The 16,303-nt window shown below is 73.2% G+C and carries 17 protein-coding genes; 12 read left to right on the top strand and 5 right to left on the bottom strand.

Annotated features, from left to right (window positions below; genetic code table 11):
* Positions 1-22: 22 nt before the first annotated feature.
* The 3 genes from ABT112_RS00305 to ABT112_RS00295 form a co-directional block, all read right to left on the bottom strand.
* Entirely contained in the window at positions 23-1,582 is a 1,560-nt protein-coding gene (locus ABT112_RS00305; protein WP_351503827.1) for a pyridoxal phosphate-dependent decarboxylase family protein, read from the bottom strand.
* Positions 1,583-1,952: 370 nt separating this feature from the next.
* Positions 1,953-2,810 carry a siderophore-interacting protein gene (locus ABT112_RS00300; protein WP_351503825.1) on the bottom strand — a complete coding sequence of 286 codons (858 nt, stop codon included), beginning with the start codon at positions 2,808-2,810 and terminating at the stop codon, positions 1,953-1,955.
* A gap of 26 nt (positions 2,811-2,836) precedes the next feature.
* Positions 2,837-3,868, bottom strand: a complete 1,032-nt coding sequence (locus ABT112_RS00295) for an ABC transporter substrate-binding protein (protein ID WP_351503824.1) — start codon at positions 3,866-3,868, stop codon at positions 2,837-2,839.
* 127 nt (positions 3,869-3,995) lie between these two features.
* Between ABT112_RS00295 and ABT112_RS00290 the strand changes: the two genes are divergently transcribed.
* Genes ABT112_RS00290 through ABT112_RS00280 form a run of 3 tightly spaced genes read left to right on the top strand, consistent with a single transcriptional unit; the run spans position 3,996 to position 6,984 of the window.
* The gene (locus ABT112_RS00290; RefSeq protein ID WP_502975196.1) at positions 3,996-5,060 is read left to right on the top strand and encodes a FecCD family ABC transporter permease; all 1,065 of its coding nucleotides are present in this window, start codon (positions 3,996-3,998) and stop codon (positions 5,058-5,060) included.
* Complete coding sequence (locus tag ABT112_RS00285) at positions 5,057-6,088, top strand: FecCD family ABC transporter permease (RefSeq protein ID WP_351503823.1); 1,032 nt, start codon at positions 5,057-5,059, stop codon at positions 6,086-6,088. The genes ABT112_RS00290 and ABT112_RS00285 overlap by 4 nt, the downstream gene beginning before the upstream one ends.
* A 50-nt stretch (positions 6,089-6,138) precedes the next feature.
* Complete coding sequence (locus ABT112_RS00280) at positions 6,139-6,984, top strand: ABC transporter ATP-binding protein (protein ID WP_351504156.1); 846 nt, start codon at positions 6,139-6,141, stop codon at positions 6,982-6,984.
* Positions 6,985-7,064: 80 nt separating this feature from the next.
* Here the strand turns inward: ABT112_RS00280 and ABT112_RS00275 are convergent, their stop codons facing one another.
* Positions 7,065-8,393 carry an NsdA family TPR-like regulatory protein gene (locus ABT112_RS00275; protein WP_351503821.1) on the bottom strand — a complete coding sequence of 443 codons (1,329 nt, stop codon included), beginning with the start codon at positions 8,391-8,393 and terminating at the stop codon, positions 7,065-7,067.
* Positions 8,394-8,617: 224 nt separating this feature from the next.
* On the opposite strand from ABT112_RS00275, the gene ABT112_RS00270 reads away from it, so the two are divergent.
* The 6 genes from ABT112_RS00270 (at position 8,618) to ABT112_RS00245 (ending at position 11,185) form a co-directional block, all read left to right on the top strand.
* On the top strand, positions 8,618-9,004 hold the full coding sequence (locus ABT112_RS00270; RefSeq protein ID WP_351503819.1) for a DUF6415 family natural product biosynthesis protein: 387 nt from the start codon (positions 8,618-8,620) through the stop codon (positions 9,002-9,004).
* Complete coding sequence (locus tag ABT112_RS00265) at positions 9,001-9,192, top strand: hypothetical protein (protein WP_351503817.1); 192 nt, start codon at positions 9,001-9,003, stop codon at positions 9,190-9,192. Before ABT112_RS00270 ends, ABT112_RS00265 begins: the two co-directional genes overlap by 4 nt.
* A gap of 109 nt (positions 9,193-9,301) precedes the next feature.
* Positions 9,302-9,472 (top strand): hypothetical protein, encoded by a 171-nt coding sequence (locus ABT112_RS00260; protein ID WP_351503816.1) that lies wholly within the window; start codon positions 9,302-9,304, stop codon positions 9,470-9,472.
* The gene (locus tag ABT112_RS00255) at positions 9,469-9,624 is read left to right on the top strand and encodes a hypothetical protein (RefSeq protein WP_351503814.1); all 156 of its coding nucleotides are present in this window, start codon (positions 9,469-9,471) and stop codon (positions 9,622-9,624) included. The genes ABT112_RS00260 and ABT112_RS00255 overlap by 4 nt, the downstream gene beginning before the upstream one ends.
* 230 nt (positions 9,625-9,854) lie before the next feature.
* On the top strand, positions 9,855-10,142 hold the full coding sequence (locus ABT112_RS00250) for a hypothetical protein (RefSeq protein ID WP_351503812.1): 288 nt from the start codon (positions 9,855-9,857) through the stop codon (positions 10,140-10,142).
* Between the two features lie 221 nt (positions 10,143-10,363).
* Entirely contained in the window at positions 10,364-11,185 is an 822-nt protein-coding gene (locus ABT112_RS00245; RefSeq protein WP_351503810.1) for a PE-PGRS family protein, read from the top strand.
* Positions 11,186-11,410: 225 nt separating this feature from the next.
* Here the strand turns inward: ABT112_RS00245 and ABT112_RS00240 are convergent, their stop codons facing one another.
* A complete protein-coding gene (locus tag ABT112_RS00240; protein ID WP_351503808.1) occupies positions 11,411-11,683 on the bottom strand; it encodes a zf-HC2 domain-containing protein in 273 nt (90 codons plus the stop codon).
* Between the two features lie 58 nt (positions 11,684-11,741).
* Here ABT112_RS00240 and ABT112_RS00235 point away from each other — a divergent pair, with 58 nt between their 5' ends.
* From ABT112_RS00235 to asnB, 3 genes are all read left to right on the top strand, one after another.
* Positions 11,742-12,404 carry a sigma-70 family RNA polymerase sigma factor gene (locus ABT112_RS00235; protein WP_351503806.1) on the top strand — a complete coding sequence of 221 codons (663 nt, stop codon included), beginning with the start codon at positions 11,742-11,744 and terminating at the stop codon, positions 12,402-12,404.
* Positions 12,405-12,901: 497 nt separating this feature from the next.
* Positions 12,902-14,269 carry an MFS transporter gene (locus ABT112_RS00230; RefSeq protein ID WP_351503804.1) on the top strand — a complete coding sequence of 456 codons (1,368 nt, stop codon included), beginning with the start codon at positions 12,902-12,904 and terminating at the stop codon, positions 14,267-14,269.
* A gap of 180 nt (positions 14,270-14,449) precedes the next feature.
* Positions 14,450-16,288 (top strand): asparagine synthase (glutamine-hydrolyzing), encoded by a 1,839-nt coding sequence (gene asnB, locus ABT112_RS00225; RefSeq protein WP_351503803.1) that lies wholly within the window; start codon positions 14,450-14,452, stop codon positions 16,286-16,288.
* Positions 16,289-16,303 lie beyond the last annotated feature (15 nt).

Here is a 16,303-nt window from a genome sequence, read left to right as displayed (position 1 = left end):
GGAATTCGGTGGGGAAGGGGCTTCAGCCGGCGCGGCGGTGGCTCAGTTCCGGGGTGGCGTGTTCCGCCAGGTACCGGCCGGCGTGCTCGGCGATGAGGTCCAGGACGTGGGCGATGTCGTCGAGCGAGGTCTCCGGGTTGAGCAGGGTGAACTTCAGGTAGTGGCTGCCGTCGACGACCGTTCCGGCGACGATCGCGTCACCGGAGGCGAACAGCGCCTCGCGGGCGTGCAGGTTGACCCGGTCGGTGAGCTCGGGGGTCGCGCCGGACGGCGGCACGTAGCGGAAGACCAGGGTGCTGAGCTGCGGTTCGGTGACGACCTCGAAGCGGGGGTCGTCGTCGAGCAGCTTCCAGCCGTCGGCGGCCCGGTCCACCACCTCGTCGAAGAGCTCGCCGAGGGCGTCGGCGCCCATGATGCGGAGCGTCATCCAGAGCTTGAGCGCGTCGAAACGGCGGGTGGTCTGGATCGACTTGTCGACCTGGTTGGGGATGCGCTTCTTGGCCATCCGCTCCGGGTTGAGGTAGTCGGCGTAGTAGGTGACATGGCCCAGCGTCCGCTCGTCGCGCACGAGGACGGCGCTGGAGCTGACCGGCTGGAAGAACGACTTGTGGTAGTCGACGGTCACGGAGTCGGCGCGCTCTATGCCGTCGAGGAGGTGGCGCCGCCTGGAGACCAGCAGCCCGCAGCCGTACGCCGCGTCGACGTGCATCCAGGTGCCCTCCCGCTCGCACAGGTCGGCGATCTCGGGGAGCGGGTCGATGCTGCCGAAGTCGGTGGTTCCGGCGGTGGCGACGACGGCCATGACCACGAGGCCGTCGCGGCGGCAGCGCTCCAGCTCGCGGGCCAGGGCGACGGCGCTCATCCGCTTGTTCCGGTCGCAGGGCACGGTGACGACCGCGTCCGCGCCGAGGCCGAGGAGGGTCGCGGACTTGGTGATGCTGAAGTGGCCGACCTCGGAGGCCAGGATGCGCAGCTTGGGGAGGATCTCCGGCTTGCGGAGTTCCTTTTCGGAGTTCTTCTGGACGATCCGGCAGGCCTCGTCGCGGGCGAGCAGCATCGCCTGGAGGTTGGACTGGCTGCCGCCGCTGGTGAAGATGCCGTCCGCGGCCCGGCCGAGGCCGATGCGCTCGGCGGTCCAGTCGATCAGGCGGCGCTCCATCAGCGTTCCGCCGGCGCTCTGGTCCCAGGTGTCGAGCGAGGAGTTGACGGCCGAGAGGACGGCTTCGCCGACGACGGCCGGGATGACCACCGGGCAGTTGAGGTGGGCCAGGTAGCGGGGGTGGTGGAAGTACACCGCGTCCCGCAGGTAGACGCTCTCCAGCTCGTCGAGGGCGGCGGACGCGTCGCCCAGGGGCCGGTCGAGGTCGATCGTGTCGACGGTCGGAGCGAGCTGCTCGGGCGAGATCCCCGTGAACGGTCCGCGCACCCCGGTGAGTTTGGCGGCGACGCGGTCGACTCCGTCGGCCACCGCGGTCCGGTACTGCTCCGCGGTGCGGTGGTTCAGCAGGTGGGACCTGCTGTCCGCCGTCCCGGACACGCCTCCCGTCGCGGGTGCGTCGCCGGGGTGCTCGTGGAAACTCACTGTCTGTCCTCCCAGTTGCGGGCGCGGCCGGAAAGATCGCCCGACCTGCGATGACTTAGGTTAGCCTAACCTAAGTTCAACTTCGAATCGGAGGGCGTCCACGCTGTGGACGGCGGGGCCGGACGGCCTCGCACACCGGCCGTCGGACACAGGCGCCCCACCCCGGAACCGGGTGCTCCGGCCAGGACGCACACCGATGGACCGGACCCTTGCGAGTCCGGTCCCCCTCTTCCTCTTCTCCGGCCCCTCCGCCCAACTCCCGGAGGGAACCGGCCCCTCCGCCTCCGCCGCGGCGGAAACCGGAGGCCGTGCCGCCGGCCGGCCGGCCCGAGGGTCGTGCACCGGGCCCGGGGTTCACCCGGGCCCGGCCTCAGCGTTCGGTGGCCGCCCCGGACAGCGCCTCCGCCAGCAGGGCCTCCTCGGAGGTGCCCCGGCGCCAGTAGCCACTGAAGGTGACCTGACGGCGGTCGAAGCCGCGCTCCCCCACGAGGTGGCGGCGGAGCGCCCGGACGGTCCCGGACTCGCCCGCGATCCAGGCGTACGGGACACCGTCCGGCAGTGCGGCCTCCCGCACCGCGTCGAGCAGCGGGCGGTCGGACCCGGACGGACCGCGGCGGACCAGCCAGGTGATCTCGGCGTCGGCCAGGGTGGACAGCCGCTGGATGTCCTCGGCGTGCGGGACCTCGATCCACACCGCGGCCCGGACGCCCGGGGGCAGCCAGGCCAGGATGCCGGCGACGGCCGGCAGTGCGGTCTCGTCGGCCGTCAGCAGCACCCAGTCGGTCCCGGCGGGCGGCCGGAACCCGACGCTCTTGTTGTCCTCGACGGCCGGACCGAGCAGCACCACCGGGTCGCCGGGCCGGGCGCGGCCCGCCCAGCGGGAGGCCGGCCCGAGGTCGCCGTGCAGTGCGAAGTCGACGTCCACCTCGCCGGATTCACGGCGGTGCTCCCGCACGGTGTAGGAGCGCATGACGGCCCGGACCGCGGGGTCCATGGCCCGCCACTCGGCGAACCAGCCATCGCCCGCCCCGGTGGGGACCACCGGGACGAGCTGCCCGGGGTGCGGCAGGAAGAGCGAGAAGCTCTGGTCCCGGCCGCCTCCGGCGAAGTCCCGCAACTGGTCACCGCCGAAGGTGACCCGGACCATGGACGGTCCGAGGCGTTCGCTCCGCAGCACATACGCGTCGAAGAAGCGGAACGGGGCGGCGGTGGCGGTGGCAGTGGTCATGCGGGAACTCCTCCCGGTGGTGGGGGTCAGCGGACCTTCTTGGCGCCCTCGACGGCCTTGGCCAGGTCCTCCAGGAGCGGCGCGGAGCCGGCCCAGGAGAAGCGGGGGACGGCGTTCCAGGAGGCGACCTGGTCGGCCTTGACCGCGGGCAGCTTGGACCAGGAGGGCTTGGACTCCAGGGCCTTGGGCTGCAGCGCGCTGGTGCGGTTGTCGAGCAGGATCAGGTCCGCGTCGTACTTGTCGGCGTTCTCCCAGCTCAGGCTCTCGAAGTAGCCGCCCTTGTCGAGCTTGTCCGGGACGACGAAGTCGATGCCGAGCTCACGGAAGTACATGAGGTCGGTGTTGAGCTTCGGGTTCGACACGTAGAAGAGGTCGGCGCTGCCGGAGGCGGCCATGACCTTGAGGCCGCCGGCCGCCTTGGCCGCCTTGCGCAGCCGCTCGGCCGCCGCCTCGAACCGGGCCTTGGCGTCGGTGACCTTCTTGGCCTTGAGGTCGGCGCCCAGGGACTCGGCGAGCTTCGCGTAGCGGCGGATCGGCTCCGGCAGCGGGACCCGGGCGGTGGTGATGGCGACGCTGGGGGCCAGCTTGAGGATCTTCTTCTGGCTCTCCGCCGGGACGTACCAGAGGGCCCCCGGGTCGTACATGTGCGTGACGAGCAGCTCGGGGCGCAGCGCCGCGTACTTCTCGATGTTGAACTCGCCCCAGACGTTTCCGAGGATCTTCACCTGGTCGACATCGAGGTCGCCCGCCTGCGGGTCGGGCTTGCCGTTCTTCAGCTTGGTCTCGCCGAAGACGCCGACGAGTTCCTCGTCGAGCCCGAAGTCGTGCAGTGCGGCGGCGGTTCCGGTGAAGGCGACGATGCGCTTGGGGGTGCTCTTGGCGGTGACCTTCTTGTTACGGTCGTCGGTGAACGACCAGGCTCCGCCCTTGTCCCCGCCCTGGGACGAGGCCGAACCGCCCTCGCCGCAGGCGGCGACCAGCGCGCCGAGCCCGACGGCGCCGCCCGCTGCGAGCAGCCCACGGCGGGACAGAGAGGTGGTTCCACGGGGGTGCGACATGGCAGAGTCTTTCTCTCGTGCGGTAGGGGCCCGGAAGGCCGAACGCCGGTTAGGTTAACCTAGCCTAAGTTCATATCGATAGGTCGACCGGCCCCCCAACCGGAACGGCCCGTACCGGAGCCCGTACGTGTCCTTCACCAAGTCACCGCCGGCTGCCGGGGATTCGACGGCCGAGCCGCCGCCGCGCACCCGCCCGCCCGGCGGACGCCGGTCGGTGCGCGCCGCCGGCCTCCTCGGTTCCCTGTTGATCCTGCTCGCCGTCCTGGCCCTGAGCATCGCGGTCGGGTCCAAACCACTGTCGCTCGGAGAGGTCTGGAATGCCCTCTTCGATCCACACTCTCCCGATTACGCCGTCGTGCACGACATGCGGCTTCCGCGCACCGCGATGGGCCTGCTGGCCGGGGCCGCGCTCGGCCTGGCCGGCGGGGTGATGCAGGCGCTGACCCGCAACCCGCTCGCCGACCCCGGTCTGATGGGCATCAACGCCGGCTCCTCCGCGGCCGTCGCCTCGGCGATCGCCCTGCTGGGCGTGGGCACCTTCGACGGCTACATCTGGTTCGCGTTCCTCGGCGCCGCCGTCGTCTCCGTCCTGCTGTACACGGTCGGCGGGGGCCGCGGGGCCACCCCGGCCCGGCTGGCGCTGGCCGGCGCGGCGCTCAACGCCACCCTCTACTCGTATGTGAGCGCGGTGATGCTGCTCGACTCGGCGTCCCTGGAGCGCATGCGCTTCTGGACGGTGGGCTCGCTCGCCGACGCCCAGGCGGGGACCGTGGTGAAGGTGGCGCCGTTCGTCCTGGCGGGCCTGCTGCTGTCGCTGGCCCTGGCCCGGCCGCTCAACGCCCTGGCGCTGGGCGACGATTCGGCGCGGGCACTCGGCTCACGCCCCGCCCGGATCCGGGTGGGCGCCATCGTCGCCGTCACCGTGCTGTGCGGAGCGGCCACCGCGGCCTGCGGGCCGATCGTCTTCGTCGGGCTGATGGTGCCGCACATGGTGCGCGCCCTGACCGGCCCCGACCTGCGCTGGCTGCTCCCCTACTGCGCGGTGCTCGCGCCGGTGCTGCTGCTCGGCGCGGACGTGCTGGGGCGGGTCGCCGCGCGGCCGAGCGAGCTCCAGGTGGGCATGGTCACCACGGTGCTGGGCGGCCCGCTCTTCCTCTACTTCGTCCGGCGGCGGAAGGTGGCACGGGCATGAGCGTCCTGCGAATCTCGGACGGCGTCTCGCTGCGCTACCGCCCCCGGGCGCTGCTCATGGGCACGGTGTGCGCCCTGCTGGCCCTTGCCCTCGGCGTCCTGGCGATCGGCAGCGGCGACTACCCGATGGGCCCGGGCCAGGTGCTGCAGACCCTCGCCGGGAACGGCGCCCCCGCGGACGACTTCATCGTCAACGAGGTGCGGCTGCCCCGGGTGGTCACCGCCCTCCTGGTGGGCGGCGCGCTGGCGCTGGCGGGAGCGGTCTTCCAGTCCCTGGTCCGCAATCCGCTGGGCAGCCCCGACGTGCTCGGGTTCACCCAGGGCGCGGCCACCGGCGCGCTCGCCGCGGTCGTCCTCTTCGGCGGCGGCAGCCTGGCACTCGCCGGCGGGGCGGTGGCCGGAGGCGTGGTCACCGGCGCCGCCATCTACGCCCTCGCCTGGCAGCGGGGCCTCCACGGCTACCGGCTCATCCTGGTCGGCATCGGCGTCGCGTCCATCCTCACCGGCGTCAACGGCTATCTGCTGACCCGGGCCAAGATCGAGGACGCGGCGCGGGCCGTGCTGTGGCTCACCGGGAGCCTCGACGGCCGCGACTGGGACAACGCCACCCCGCTCCTGGTGACCATGGCGGTTCTGGTGCCGCTGGTCGTCCTCGGCTGCGGACGGGCCCTGCGGATGCTGGAGATGGGCGACGACGCCGCGGCGGCCCTGGGGGTCCCGGTGGAGGCGGTCCGGCTGTCCCTGCTGGGTGCCGCGGTGGTGCTGGCGGCCGTCGCGGCCTCCGCCGCCGGACCGGTCGCCTTCGTCGCCCTCACCGCACCCCAGCTGGCCCGCCGGCTGACCCGGGCCCCGGGCCCGAACCTGGTGCCCTCGCTGTGCATGGGGGCCGCGCTGCTGGTCGGCGCGGACTGGATCGCCCAGCGGATCTTCGCCGGGCACCAGCTGCCGGTGGGTGTGGTGACCGGTGTGCTGGGCGGCGGATACCTGGTGTGGCTGCTCGCCACCGAGCGCAGGGCGGGCCGGATATGAGCGAGCCACGGACGAGCGACACGAGCACGGGCGAGAACGGAGAGCGAACCATGGACGGCGCCGGAACGCGGCTGAGCGGCAGCGGGCTGACCCTCGCCTACGAGCGGCGGACGATCGCCGAGGACCTGACGGTCGCGATACCGGACGACTCCTTCACCGTCGTCGTCGGGCCGAACGCCTGCGGCAAGTCCACCCTGCTGCGGGCCCTGTCGCGGATGCTGAAGCCGGCCTCGGGCACCGTGCTGCTGGACGGGCAGGACATCTCCCGGACCCCGGCGCGCAAGGTGGCGCAGACCCTGGGCCTGCTGCCGCAGTCGTCCATCGCCCCGGACGGAATCACCGTCGCCGACCTGGTGTCCCGGGGGCGCTACCCCCACCAGGGGCTGCTGCGCCAGTGGTCGAAGGAGGACGAGCGGATCGTCACCGAGTCCATGGCGTCGACCGGGGTCGCGGACCTGGCCGACCGGCTGGTCGACGAGCTCTCCGGCGGGCAGCGGCAGCGGGTGTGGATCGCCATGGCGCTCGCCCAGCAGACGCCGCTGCTGCTCCTGGACGAGCCGACGACCTATCTCGACATCGCCCACCAGATCGAGGTGCTCGACCTGTGCGCCCGGCTCCACGAGGAGCAGGGCCGCACCCTGGTCGCCGTGCTGCACGACCTGAACCAGGCGGCCCGGTACGCGACGCATCTGATCGCGATGCGGGACGGCCACGTGGTCGCGGAGGGCGAGCCGCGGGAGATCGTGACGGCGGAGCTGGTGGAAGAGGTCTTCCGCCTGCCCTGCCAGGTGATCGACGACCCCGAGACCGGGACACCCCTGGTGGTCCCCGCCGCCCGACGGCGCACCGGGACCCGGCCGGCGGACTCGGCCGAACGGGTGACGGCTTCGGGGTGAGCCGGGCCCGGGGAGCGGGACGGAATCCCTGATCGAGGGTGCTCGTGCGTGCCGGATGGTGCTGTCCTTGCAGGTCAGCGCTATCCGGCAGGTCGTTTGATCCTGCTCGTGACGGCTGGCTCTGGCCGATGTCCTCGTAGCCCCGTGACTGTGTGTTCAGTCCAAGTCCGGACGGCGGCGCTGCCCGGCGCGATGGCGTTCAGCGCGGTCCCGAACTCCTGGAGCAAGTGCGCCACGCGAGCGTGTTGGGCAGCGATGTCGGAGGGAATCCTCACCGCCGTGGCGATTGCTGGTTCGAGATCGCCTTGCCCGAGCTGAGCGATGGCAAGCCGGGCGGTATTGATGGCACGGTCCCGCTGCATCTGAGGGAGGAGCAGAGCCAGACTACGGTGTGCGTGTGTCTCGGCCTGCTCGAATTCGCCGAGGCGCAGATATGCGGAGAGAGCCAGTGTTTCGAGTTCCGCTCCATTGCTGGCCGCAGTCATCCACGCCGGACGGACGAGAGCAGGATCAGCGCGTTCGAGTGCGTCCTGAGCGCAACCGAGGGCGCGTTGGACGGCGACGGTGTCGCCGGTGAAGCCGTAGGTGGCGGCCTGGCGCGCATGTCCCAGGCAAGCGAACAGGGGGTCGCGGCGGGTGAGGTGCAAGCTGAGGGCGACATCGTTCGCGGCGAGGGAGTCGGCCGGTCGGCCCACGTGCCGGTACAGGGTTCCCGCGTGACTCCAGATGCGGAACTTGATCGTAGGCTCGCCCGACATCTCGGCCAGTGCCTGGGCTTCCCGCATGTGCGCCTTGGCCACGTCGTAGCGTCGGCCGTCGATCGCGGCCCACATGGCGGAAGAGCGGAACGCCGCGGCGGAGGCATAGAGGTTGCTGCGCACGCGCTGGCTGGCACCACCCGCGTTCTGGAGGTTGAGTGTCTCATCGGCGAGCGCGGCGGCCTGCCGTTCGATGCCCAGTTGTCCGCCATGCCGGTGGTCGCTGGCGACGATCTCGGCGAAGCGCTTGTTCAGTCGGTTGACGTCGCTCATGCCGATTCGGCGCGGTGACGCGGTTCCTGGTGCGGCTGCTGCGCCGGCCGCCGCTGCGATGCCGCCGACGAGGGTACGGCGCTTCATGTCGGGCTCCTCTAGCTGCGGCGACGCTGGGGCGGGTGCAGGTCGGCCCCGCGGCACGAACCCCAAAGCGACGGCGGGTAATCCGGTGACGGCCTCAAGTGCGGTACGTGTTGCCGACTTCGGCCAGGAAACCCGGCCCGCTTTCCACGCCCGGACCGATGACCCGTCGAGCCCGCCTAGGTGTCCCGTCAGCTCTTCAACAGCCCTGTTCACCGCGTCGGCCAGGCTGTTGGAGCTGTATCCGTGCTCGGTCATCCACGCCTCAAGGACGGTATTGCGGATCGCGTCCATGCGGGCACGGTAGCCCGCGCACTCTCCACCCGCCAGGTAAAGGAACGGCCAAATCGCCCTAGGGCATGCCGTCAGGTGAGCGGCTCAACGCCCTAACCAGGGCGCCAGGCAAGGGAGTTGTCTGGGTATCGGTCACTCCCCGCGAGCGGCTGTTGACGGCTCGGTTCGCCCCTGAAGAGCACAAGGGGTGGAGCGGGCGCCGAGACGACACGAAAGCGCGCATCGTGAGTACTGCCGCAATGAACGAACCGCCCGAGGGCACGGCCGCGCCAGACGCCCCCGTCCCCATCGACGGAGCCACCATCCAAGCCACCATCGACCAAGCCTTACGAACCGGAACCGGCCGCCTCGTCATGGACGAGTTGACCGAGCTCGAAGCCCGCCTGCGCGGGCACATCGAGCTGCTACTCCCCGACGCCGAAGCCGCGGCCGACCGGCTCTGGCGCGGCAGCACCACGTGGTACACCGCCCGTGCCCGACTCGACAGCATCCACCACCAGGTGAAGCAGGGACTCGGCAAGGGGCCACTCGCCGCCCACATCCAGGTGGACGCACTCGCCCGCGATTGCCACTGGCTCCTGGTCCACCACCAGCACCGGCAGCAAGCGTGACCGCCGAACGGTGGTGCCACTGGCACCAGGGCCTTACGGACCAGCCCACCCTCATCGCCCTGATCGAGACCGGCTCCGGCCCCGGCGGCATCCTCTACGCCTGTCCGGACTGCATGAGCATCTACCGACTCCGGCCCCTCGACCCGGCCGTCAGGTGCGGCCCCGTCTACGAACGCCGCCGCACCTGAGACAGGGCCGCCGGCGGCATTCCCCCTCCGCCGGCGGCCCCCACCTCTACCCCGCATGCGACACCCGCCGCGGCGTGGCCATGCCCTCGTCATGAAGGAGTGAAGACCCATGAGCGACTACAAGGAGTACAGCGACAGGGCCGAGGTCAAGGGGCACAAGAAGCCCGGCCCCGGCGGCGACCAGGGGAACGGGACGAGCTCCGGCTGTATGGTCGTAGCGCCCATCCCGGCCATCCTCGCCGGGGTCGCCGTCCTGGTGTTACGGGAGGTTCTGCGATGACCAAGCCGCCTCACACCTGTCCGCAGTGCGGCCGTCCGGACTGCAGTCCGCCGGACCCGTCCACGCTCGGCGTGCCGAACTGGCTGTGGTCGCTGCTGGTCATCGTGGGGTTCGCGGTTGCTCTGCTCGGGTACACCGCCGCCCAGCGCTGAGCCCGCGGCCGGTGCACCGGGCCGACGACCACGGCTTCCGTCCCTGCTCGCGCGCCAGATGGATCTTCGTGACCCGCCGCCCCGGGCCCCGGACCGGGGGACCTTCCCGGACTCCCGGTGGAGCCTGCGAGTACGTACCCGGGGGCAGGTCCCCGCAGGCACGTCCCCGCAGGCAGGGACGGCGTACCGGACCTAGGCTGGAGGGACCGGCGTCATTGCGGAGGTGCGTCATGGGCCGTAGCCACCACTTCCACCTCGATCATCACGGTCACTCGATCACCGTGAACGTCCGTCCCGGCCGGACGAGCCGGATCGAGCTGCTGGTCGACGGCAAGGAGGTCTTCCGTCAGCGCGTGCAGGGCACGGGGACCAGCGTGCTGACCGGCGAACTGCCCGGCGACCCTCCCGTGCCGTTCCGGGTACTCGTGCACCAGCCGCGCCTCGGGGCACTCATCCCCCGGTGCAGCCTGGAGGTCGACGGCGTCGAGCAGCCCATGCCGGAGCGCGCGGTGGTGTGAGCCGTTCCGCCGTCCGCCACCGTGATCAGGATCTCTTCCGCTCGCTGGTCCGGGTCCGGCGAGCGCTCGCGTTCAGGGGCAAGCGCTGATCACGGGCACCGTTGAGCGTTCCGGGACCATCCGACGTATGCAACTCCGTGCGACCGGTGCGAGCTTGGCAGGTGATCAGTTTCAGCCCCGTCGCTCCGCGGAGCGGGGCGGGGTGCGACGATGACCGGACCATGAGGACGGGGACTGAGCTGCGAGCACTGCGCACGGCGGTGTTCGCGTCGGTGTGCGCGCTGCTCTCCGCGCTGGGGCACGCGTCGATGTCGGGTGCCCCGCTGCCCTGGTGGGTGGTGGCCGGCGCCGCCGCCCTGACGGCAGCCGGGGTGTGGCGGCCGTCAGGGCGGGAGCGAGGCTCTCTCCGGGTCGGTGCGACCGCGCTGGCGACGCAGGCCCTGCTCCACGGGGTGTTCTCGCTGGTGCAGGTCCTCCTCCGTCCCGTCCCCTCCCGGTCGTTCGCCGGACAGTGGCTGGCGCAGCTGCTGTGCGCGCCTCCGCACCCGGCCGACGCCATGCACGGGGGCGCCATGAACGGGGGCGCGGCACAGGCCGGGCGGAGCGGCGGAGTTGCCGATGTCCTGGCCCACGGGTCCGGCGGTGGTACGTCCCCGGTGGACCACGGCGGGCCGGCCGGTCATGCGCAGCATCTCGCCCACGGGGCCGCCGATCCCATGGCGGGCATGGACGGGATGCACGCGGCGATGGACGGCTTGGCGGCGGGCGGCGGGGCCGTCGGCATGGTCGCGGTCCATGTGCTGATCGCGCTCGTCGGTGCGGTCTGGCTGTCCGGTGCGGAGCGGGCGACCTTCCGGCTGCTCCGGGCGGTGTCCGCCCGGCTGTTCGCGCCGTTCGCCCTCGTCGTGGGCGGTGCCGCGCCGGTGCCGGACCCGCTCCCGGCCCGACGGGCCGCGCGGGAGACCCGGCCGCCGCTCCCCCGGCTGCTGCTCGTCCACGTCATCTCGACCCGGGGTCCGCCGCGCGTGCTCGCTGTCCGCTGACAGCACGGAGCCATCGGCCGACGGGCGCGGCGAGCCGCCGTATCCGCCCCGGCCGTCCATTCCACCGGTCCGCCCTCGGCAGTGACCGGCACACGCGAAGGACCTCGCACGATGACACCTGCCTGCACACCTGCCCGGACCCGGGCGACAGGGGCGAAACGGGCGCCGCGGACGGCTCCGGCCGTCCCGCGCACCGGACCGCGGCTCGCGGGGCGACCGCGCCGCTCAGCCGACGCGCGACTCCCCCTGTCCCGCGCCTCCCGGCTCCCCGTCCCCGTCGAGCGCGGTTCGCAGCGCGGCGAGCAGGCCGTCGGCTCCGGGATCCGGCTCCTCGGCGGAGCCGGTGAACTCCCGCAGCCGCTGAACCTGCCGCTCCCAGCGGCGGCACTCCGGACAGCCCGCCAGATGCGCGTCGAGCGCCGGACCGTCGACGTCCGGCGGCAGTGCCTCGCCATCGGCGCGGGCGGAGAGGGCGGTGCGGATCCGGGAACACTGCATGCCCCCATCCTCTCCGAGGCGTACGACGGACGGCGACACTCCGGCGAGGAGGCGGCCCATGCGTGACGACGCGCAGGTGACGGCCTGGGCGCTGGCCGCCCGCTCCGGGGACCGCGAGTCCGTGGACGCGTTCGTCCGCAGCACCCAGCTCGACGTCCGCCGGTACGTCACCCACCTCAGCGGCGACGCCCAGGCCACGGACGATCTGGTCCAGGACACCTATCTGCGGGCGCTGCGCAGCCTCCCGGGCTTCGAAGGCCGGTCGTCGGCGCGCACCTGGCTGCTGACGATCGCCCGCCGGGTGGTGGCCGACCGGATCCGGGCCACGTCCGCGCGCCCGCGGCTGGCGGGGGTCGAGGACTGGCAGTCGGCGGCGGAACGGGCCCAGCCGCGCGGGCTACCCGGCTTCGACGAGGGCGTGGCCCTCTCCGAGCTGCTGTCGGTGCTGCCGGCGGGGAGGCGGGAGGCGTTCGTGCTGACGCAGCTCCTCGGGCTGCCGTACGCGGCGGCGGCCGCGGTGGCCGACTGCCCCATCGGGACGGTGCGTTCCCGGGTCGCGCGGGCCCGGGAGACGCTCGTCTCCCTGCTCGACGCGGCGGAGGAGGACACCCCGGACTCCCCGGACATCCCGGAGGGCTCGCGGGCGACGGAGCCGGTGGCGCGGCCCGCTCCGGCCGTGCGGAAGCGCCGGCCGGCGCTGCTCGCCGGCGCGTCTCGCTGAGCCGGTCTCGCTGAGGCCGTCTCGCTGAGCACGTCACGGCCGGACGCGGGGAGCGGGCTTCGGTGAGGATGCCGTACGCCTACTCCCCGCGGCGCGGGAGCCGGAACCGGGCCGGGCACCGGGGCGTCCGGTCCGCCCGGCGTCCCCGGATGTCGGGAGCCGGGGAGGCGGGCGAACCGGGGAGCCGGGCCGGCCGGGGCGGCGCCGACGGGTCCGCTCGTCCGGCCCCGGTCGCCCCTGACCGCGCCTTTCGTTCATCCAGCTCCGGCCGCCCCGGCCCGCAGCTTCATTCATCCGACCCCCGTCGCCCCCGCCCGCACCGTCGTTCGTCCGGCCCCGGTCGCCCCCGCCCGCATCGTGGTTCGTCCGGCCCCCGTCGTCCCGGACGGCAACTTCCCCGGAATCTCTGCCGATCGACGGGAACTCCCGTGCGGTTTCGCCCGACCTCTGTACCGACGCGCCGACACCCGCGCGCGGAACAGAGGAAGGAGGCGGTGATGCAGCAGGACACGGGGAGCGATGAGTCCGACCGGTGGAGCCTGGTCGCGGTCGCCGGGATTCTCTCCTTCGTCGCCATGCTCGACATGAGCATCGTCAATGTGGCGCTGGCCGACATCGGGGAGAGCTTCGCGGTTCCCGCCGAGACCGCCCAGTGGGCCGTCCTGGGTTATCAACTGCCGGTGGTGGCCCTGCTGCTGCCCGCCGGGCGGTGGCTCGACCGGGTGGGGATGCGCCCCGCGCTGCTCACCGCGGTCGCCGGGTTCGCGCTGGCCGCCGCGGCGGCCGCCCTGGCCCCGGCCGTGGGGTGGCTGATCGGAGCACGGCTGCTGCAGGGCGCCTTCGGGGCGCTGCTGTTCGTGCTGATGCCGGTGCTGGCCACCCGGGCGGTGCGCCCCGAGGTGCGGGGCCGGGCGATGAGTGTGCCGGCGACGCTCGGCCCGCTCGGCGCGGTCAGCGGACCGGCCCTCGGCGGGCTGCTGCTGGACTACGGGGGCTGGCGCACGGTGCTGCTGGTGAAACTGCCGTTGTGCCTGATCGCCTGGGCCATCGCGCGTGCTGTGCTGCCCCGCGGCGGGCGGCTGGCCGCCCCGGGCCGGCGGGAGGCCGTGGACGCCGCCCTGATCGCGGGCGCGGTGGCGGCGGCGCTGCTGGCCCTGACGCTGGCCCCCGGGTCGCCGCGGTGGGGGTGGGCGGCCCTGCTCGTGGTCCCCCTGGTGGTGGCCTGGGCGCGCGGTCCGGGCGGCCGGCCCGTCCTGGCGGTGCTGCGGGAGGCACGGACGTACGGCACGCAGGGCGCGGTTCTGGCACTCGGTGCGGCGTTCGCCGCGGTGCACTACGTGACCGCGCTCCATCTCCAGCGCGACGACGGCCTGAGCGCCTCGGTCACCGGACTCACCCTGCTCGCCTTCCCGCTGGGCATGGCGCTGGCCGGGCCGGTGGGCGGCCGGCTGGCGGACCGCTGGAGCCCCCGGCCGGTCGCGGTGGCCGGCGGCGTCCTGGTGGCCGTCGGCTTCGTCCTGCTGGCGGCCGGGGACGACTGGCAGCCGGTGCGGATCGCCTGGCAACTCGGCATCGCCGGGCTGGGCATGGGCCTCTACGGCGGTCCCGCGCAGTTCCTGGTGATGAGCGCGGTGCCCGCCGCACAGCTGGCCACCGCCGGGTCCACGGTGCAGCTCGCGCGCAGCCTCGGCTTCACCCTCGGCCCGGCCCTGGCGACCGCGGTGTGGGGGCTGTCCGGGCCGGGTGCCTCCGGCGCACGGACCGCTCTGGCCGCCGCCGCGGTCGCGGCGTGCGCGGCGGTTCCGCTGCTCGCGCTGCGGCCCGGTCCGCGGAGAGCCGGTGCCGCGGCGGTGCGGCAGGGCTGAGGGCGCGGGCCTCCGGGTTCCGGCCGGCCCGGCTCCTGTCCCTCCGGCCCCGCCGGCTTCCGGCCCGTCCCGCTCCTGCCCCGGTTCCGCCACCCTCCGGCGGCCCCGTGCCCGGCGGCCACCCGCCCTCGGATCCCCTGTCTCCCCTTCCCCCTCCCCCGACAGCAAAGGAGCCGCGCCATGTGCGGCATCGCAGGCTGGGTCTCGTTCGACGAGGACCCGCGCCGTCAGGCCCCGGTCATCGAGCGGATGACCGCGTCCCTCGCCCTCCGCGGACCGGACGCCTCCGGGGTCTGGTGCGGCCCCAACGCCGCTCTCGGCCACCGGCGGCTCGCCGTGCTCGACCTCGAGGGCGGGGTCCAGCCGATGACCGCCGGGCCGGAGGGCGCGGAGGTGGTGCTGAGCTACAGCGGCGAGGTCTACAACCATGAGGAGCTGCGGACCGAACTGCGGCGCCGGGGCCACGACTTCCGCACCCGGAGCGACACCGAAGTGGTGCTCCGGGCCTATCAGGAGTGGGGTGACGCGCTCACCGAGCGGCTGGAGGGGATGTACGCGTTCGCCGTCTGGGACAGCGAACGGCAGCGGCTGCTGCTGGTCCGCGACCGGCTGGGCGTCAAACCCCTCCACTGGGCCCGGATCCCCGGTGGCCTGGTCTTCGGCTCCGAGCCGAAGGCGCTGTTCGCGCACCCCGCGGTCCGGCCGCGGGTGGACGCGGACGGCCTGCGCGCGGCGTACAGCCTGCTGTTCTCCACCGGCCCCACGCTCTGGGCCGGGGTGCGGGAAGTGGAGCCGGGCGGCATCACCGTCCTGGACCGCGGCGGCGTGACCGAGCGGCGCTACTGGCAGCTGGAGGCCCGGCCGCACACCGATAGCCCGGAGGAGACCGTCGAGGAGGTGCGGAGCCGTCTGGACCGGGCCGCCCGTGCCCAGCTCGCGGCCGACGTCCCCCGCTGCACGCTGCTCTCCGGCGGGCTCGACTCCACCGTCCTCACCGCACTGCTGGCGGACGAACTCCGGCTCCGGGAAGGGCCCGAGGCCCGGCTCCGCTCCTACGCCGTCGACTACAGCGACCAAGCCGAGCGGTTCACCGGCGATGTGCTGCGCACCGGCCACGACACGCCGTACGCCACCGAGGCCGGGGCGTTCATCGGCACCGACCACAGTACCGTCGTCCTCGATCCGCGCGCCCTGCTCGATCCCGAGCACCGCACGGCCGTGGTCGCCGCGCGGGACTCGCCCATCGGTGTCGGGGACATGGACACCTCCCTTTACCTGCTGTTCGGCGAGATCGCCCGGCATTCGACGGTGGCTCTCTCGGGGGAGGCGGCCGATGAGGTCTTCGGCGGCTACCCCTGGTTCCACAGCCCCCGGGCGCTGGCCGCCGACACCTTCCCGTGGCTGCTCGTCACCGGCGACGAGGCCGCCATGCCGCTGCACCCCGATCTGGCGGACACGCTGGCCATCGGCGCGTTCCAGCGGGACACCTACCGGGACGCGCTGGCCGCCGTGCCCCACCTGGACGGCGAGTCCCCGGTGCAGCACCGGCAGCGGGAGATGCAGCACCTCTCGCTCACCCGCTGGCTGCGTCAACTGCTGCACCGCAAGGACCGGTTGAGCATGGCCCAGGGGCTGGAGGTCCGGGTGCCGTACTGCGACCACCGCCTCGTCGAGTACGCCTTCTCCACCCCGTGGGAGCTGCAGAGCTCCGACGGCCGGGAGAAGAGCCTGCTGCGGGCGGTGGGCACCGGTCTGGCGCCGCACTCCGTGCTGCACCGGGCGAAGAACCACTACCCGGCCACCCATCACCCCGACTACAACCGCGGCCTGCAGGACATGGCGCGCGACGCCCTGGGGGCGCACGGCGGGACGGTCCGCGATCTCGTCGACGAACGCGCCGTCAAGCCCTGCCTGGACACCGACCCCGCACAGCTGGAGTGGGGAGACCGGCTGCGGCTGGAACGGGTCGTCGACCTCGCCCTGTGGCTGGGCCACCACCGGCCCGAACTCGTCCTCTGACCACGCCGGTCCCCG

It is taken from the genome of Streptomyces sp. NPDC002055 (assembly GCF_040296705.1).
Classification (GTDB): domain Bacteria; phylum Actinomycetota; class Actinomycetes; order Streptomycetales; family Streptomycetaceae; genus Streptomyces.
Note: the sequence above shows the minus strand (reverse complement) of the source record. Positions and strands in the feature narration are given on the sequence as shown.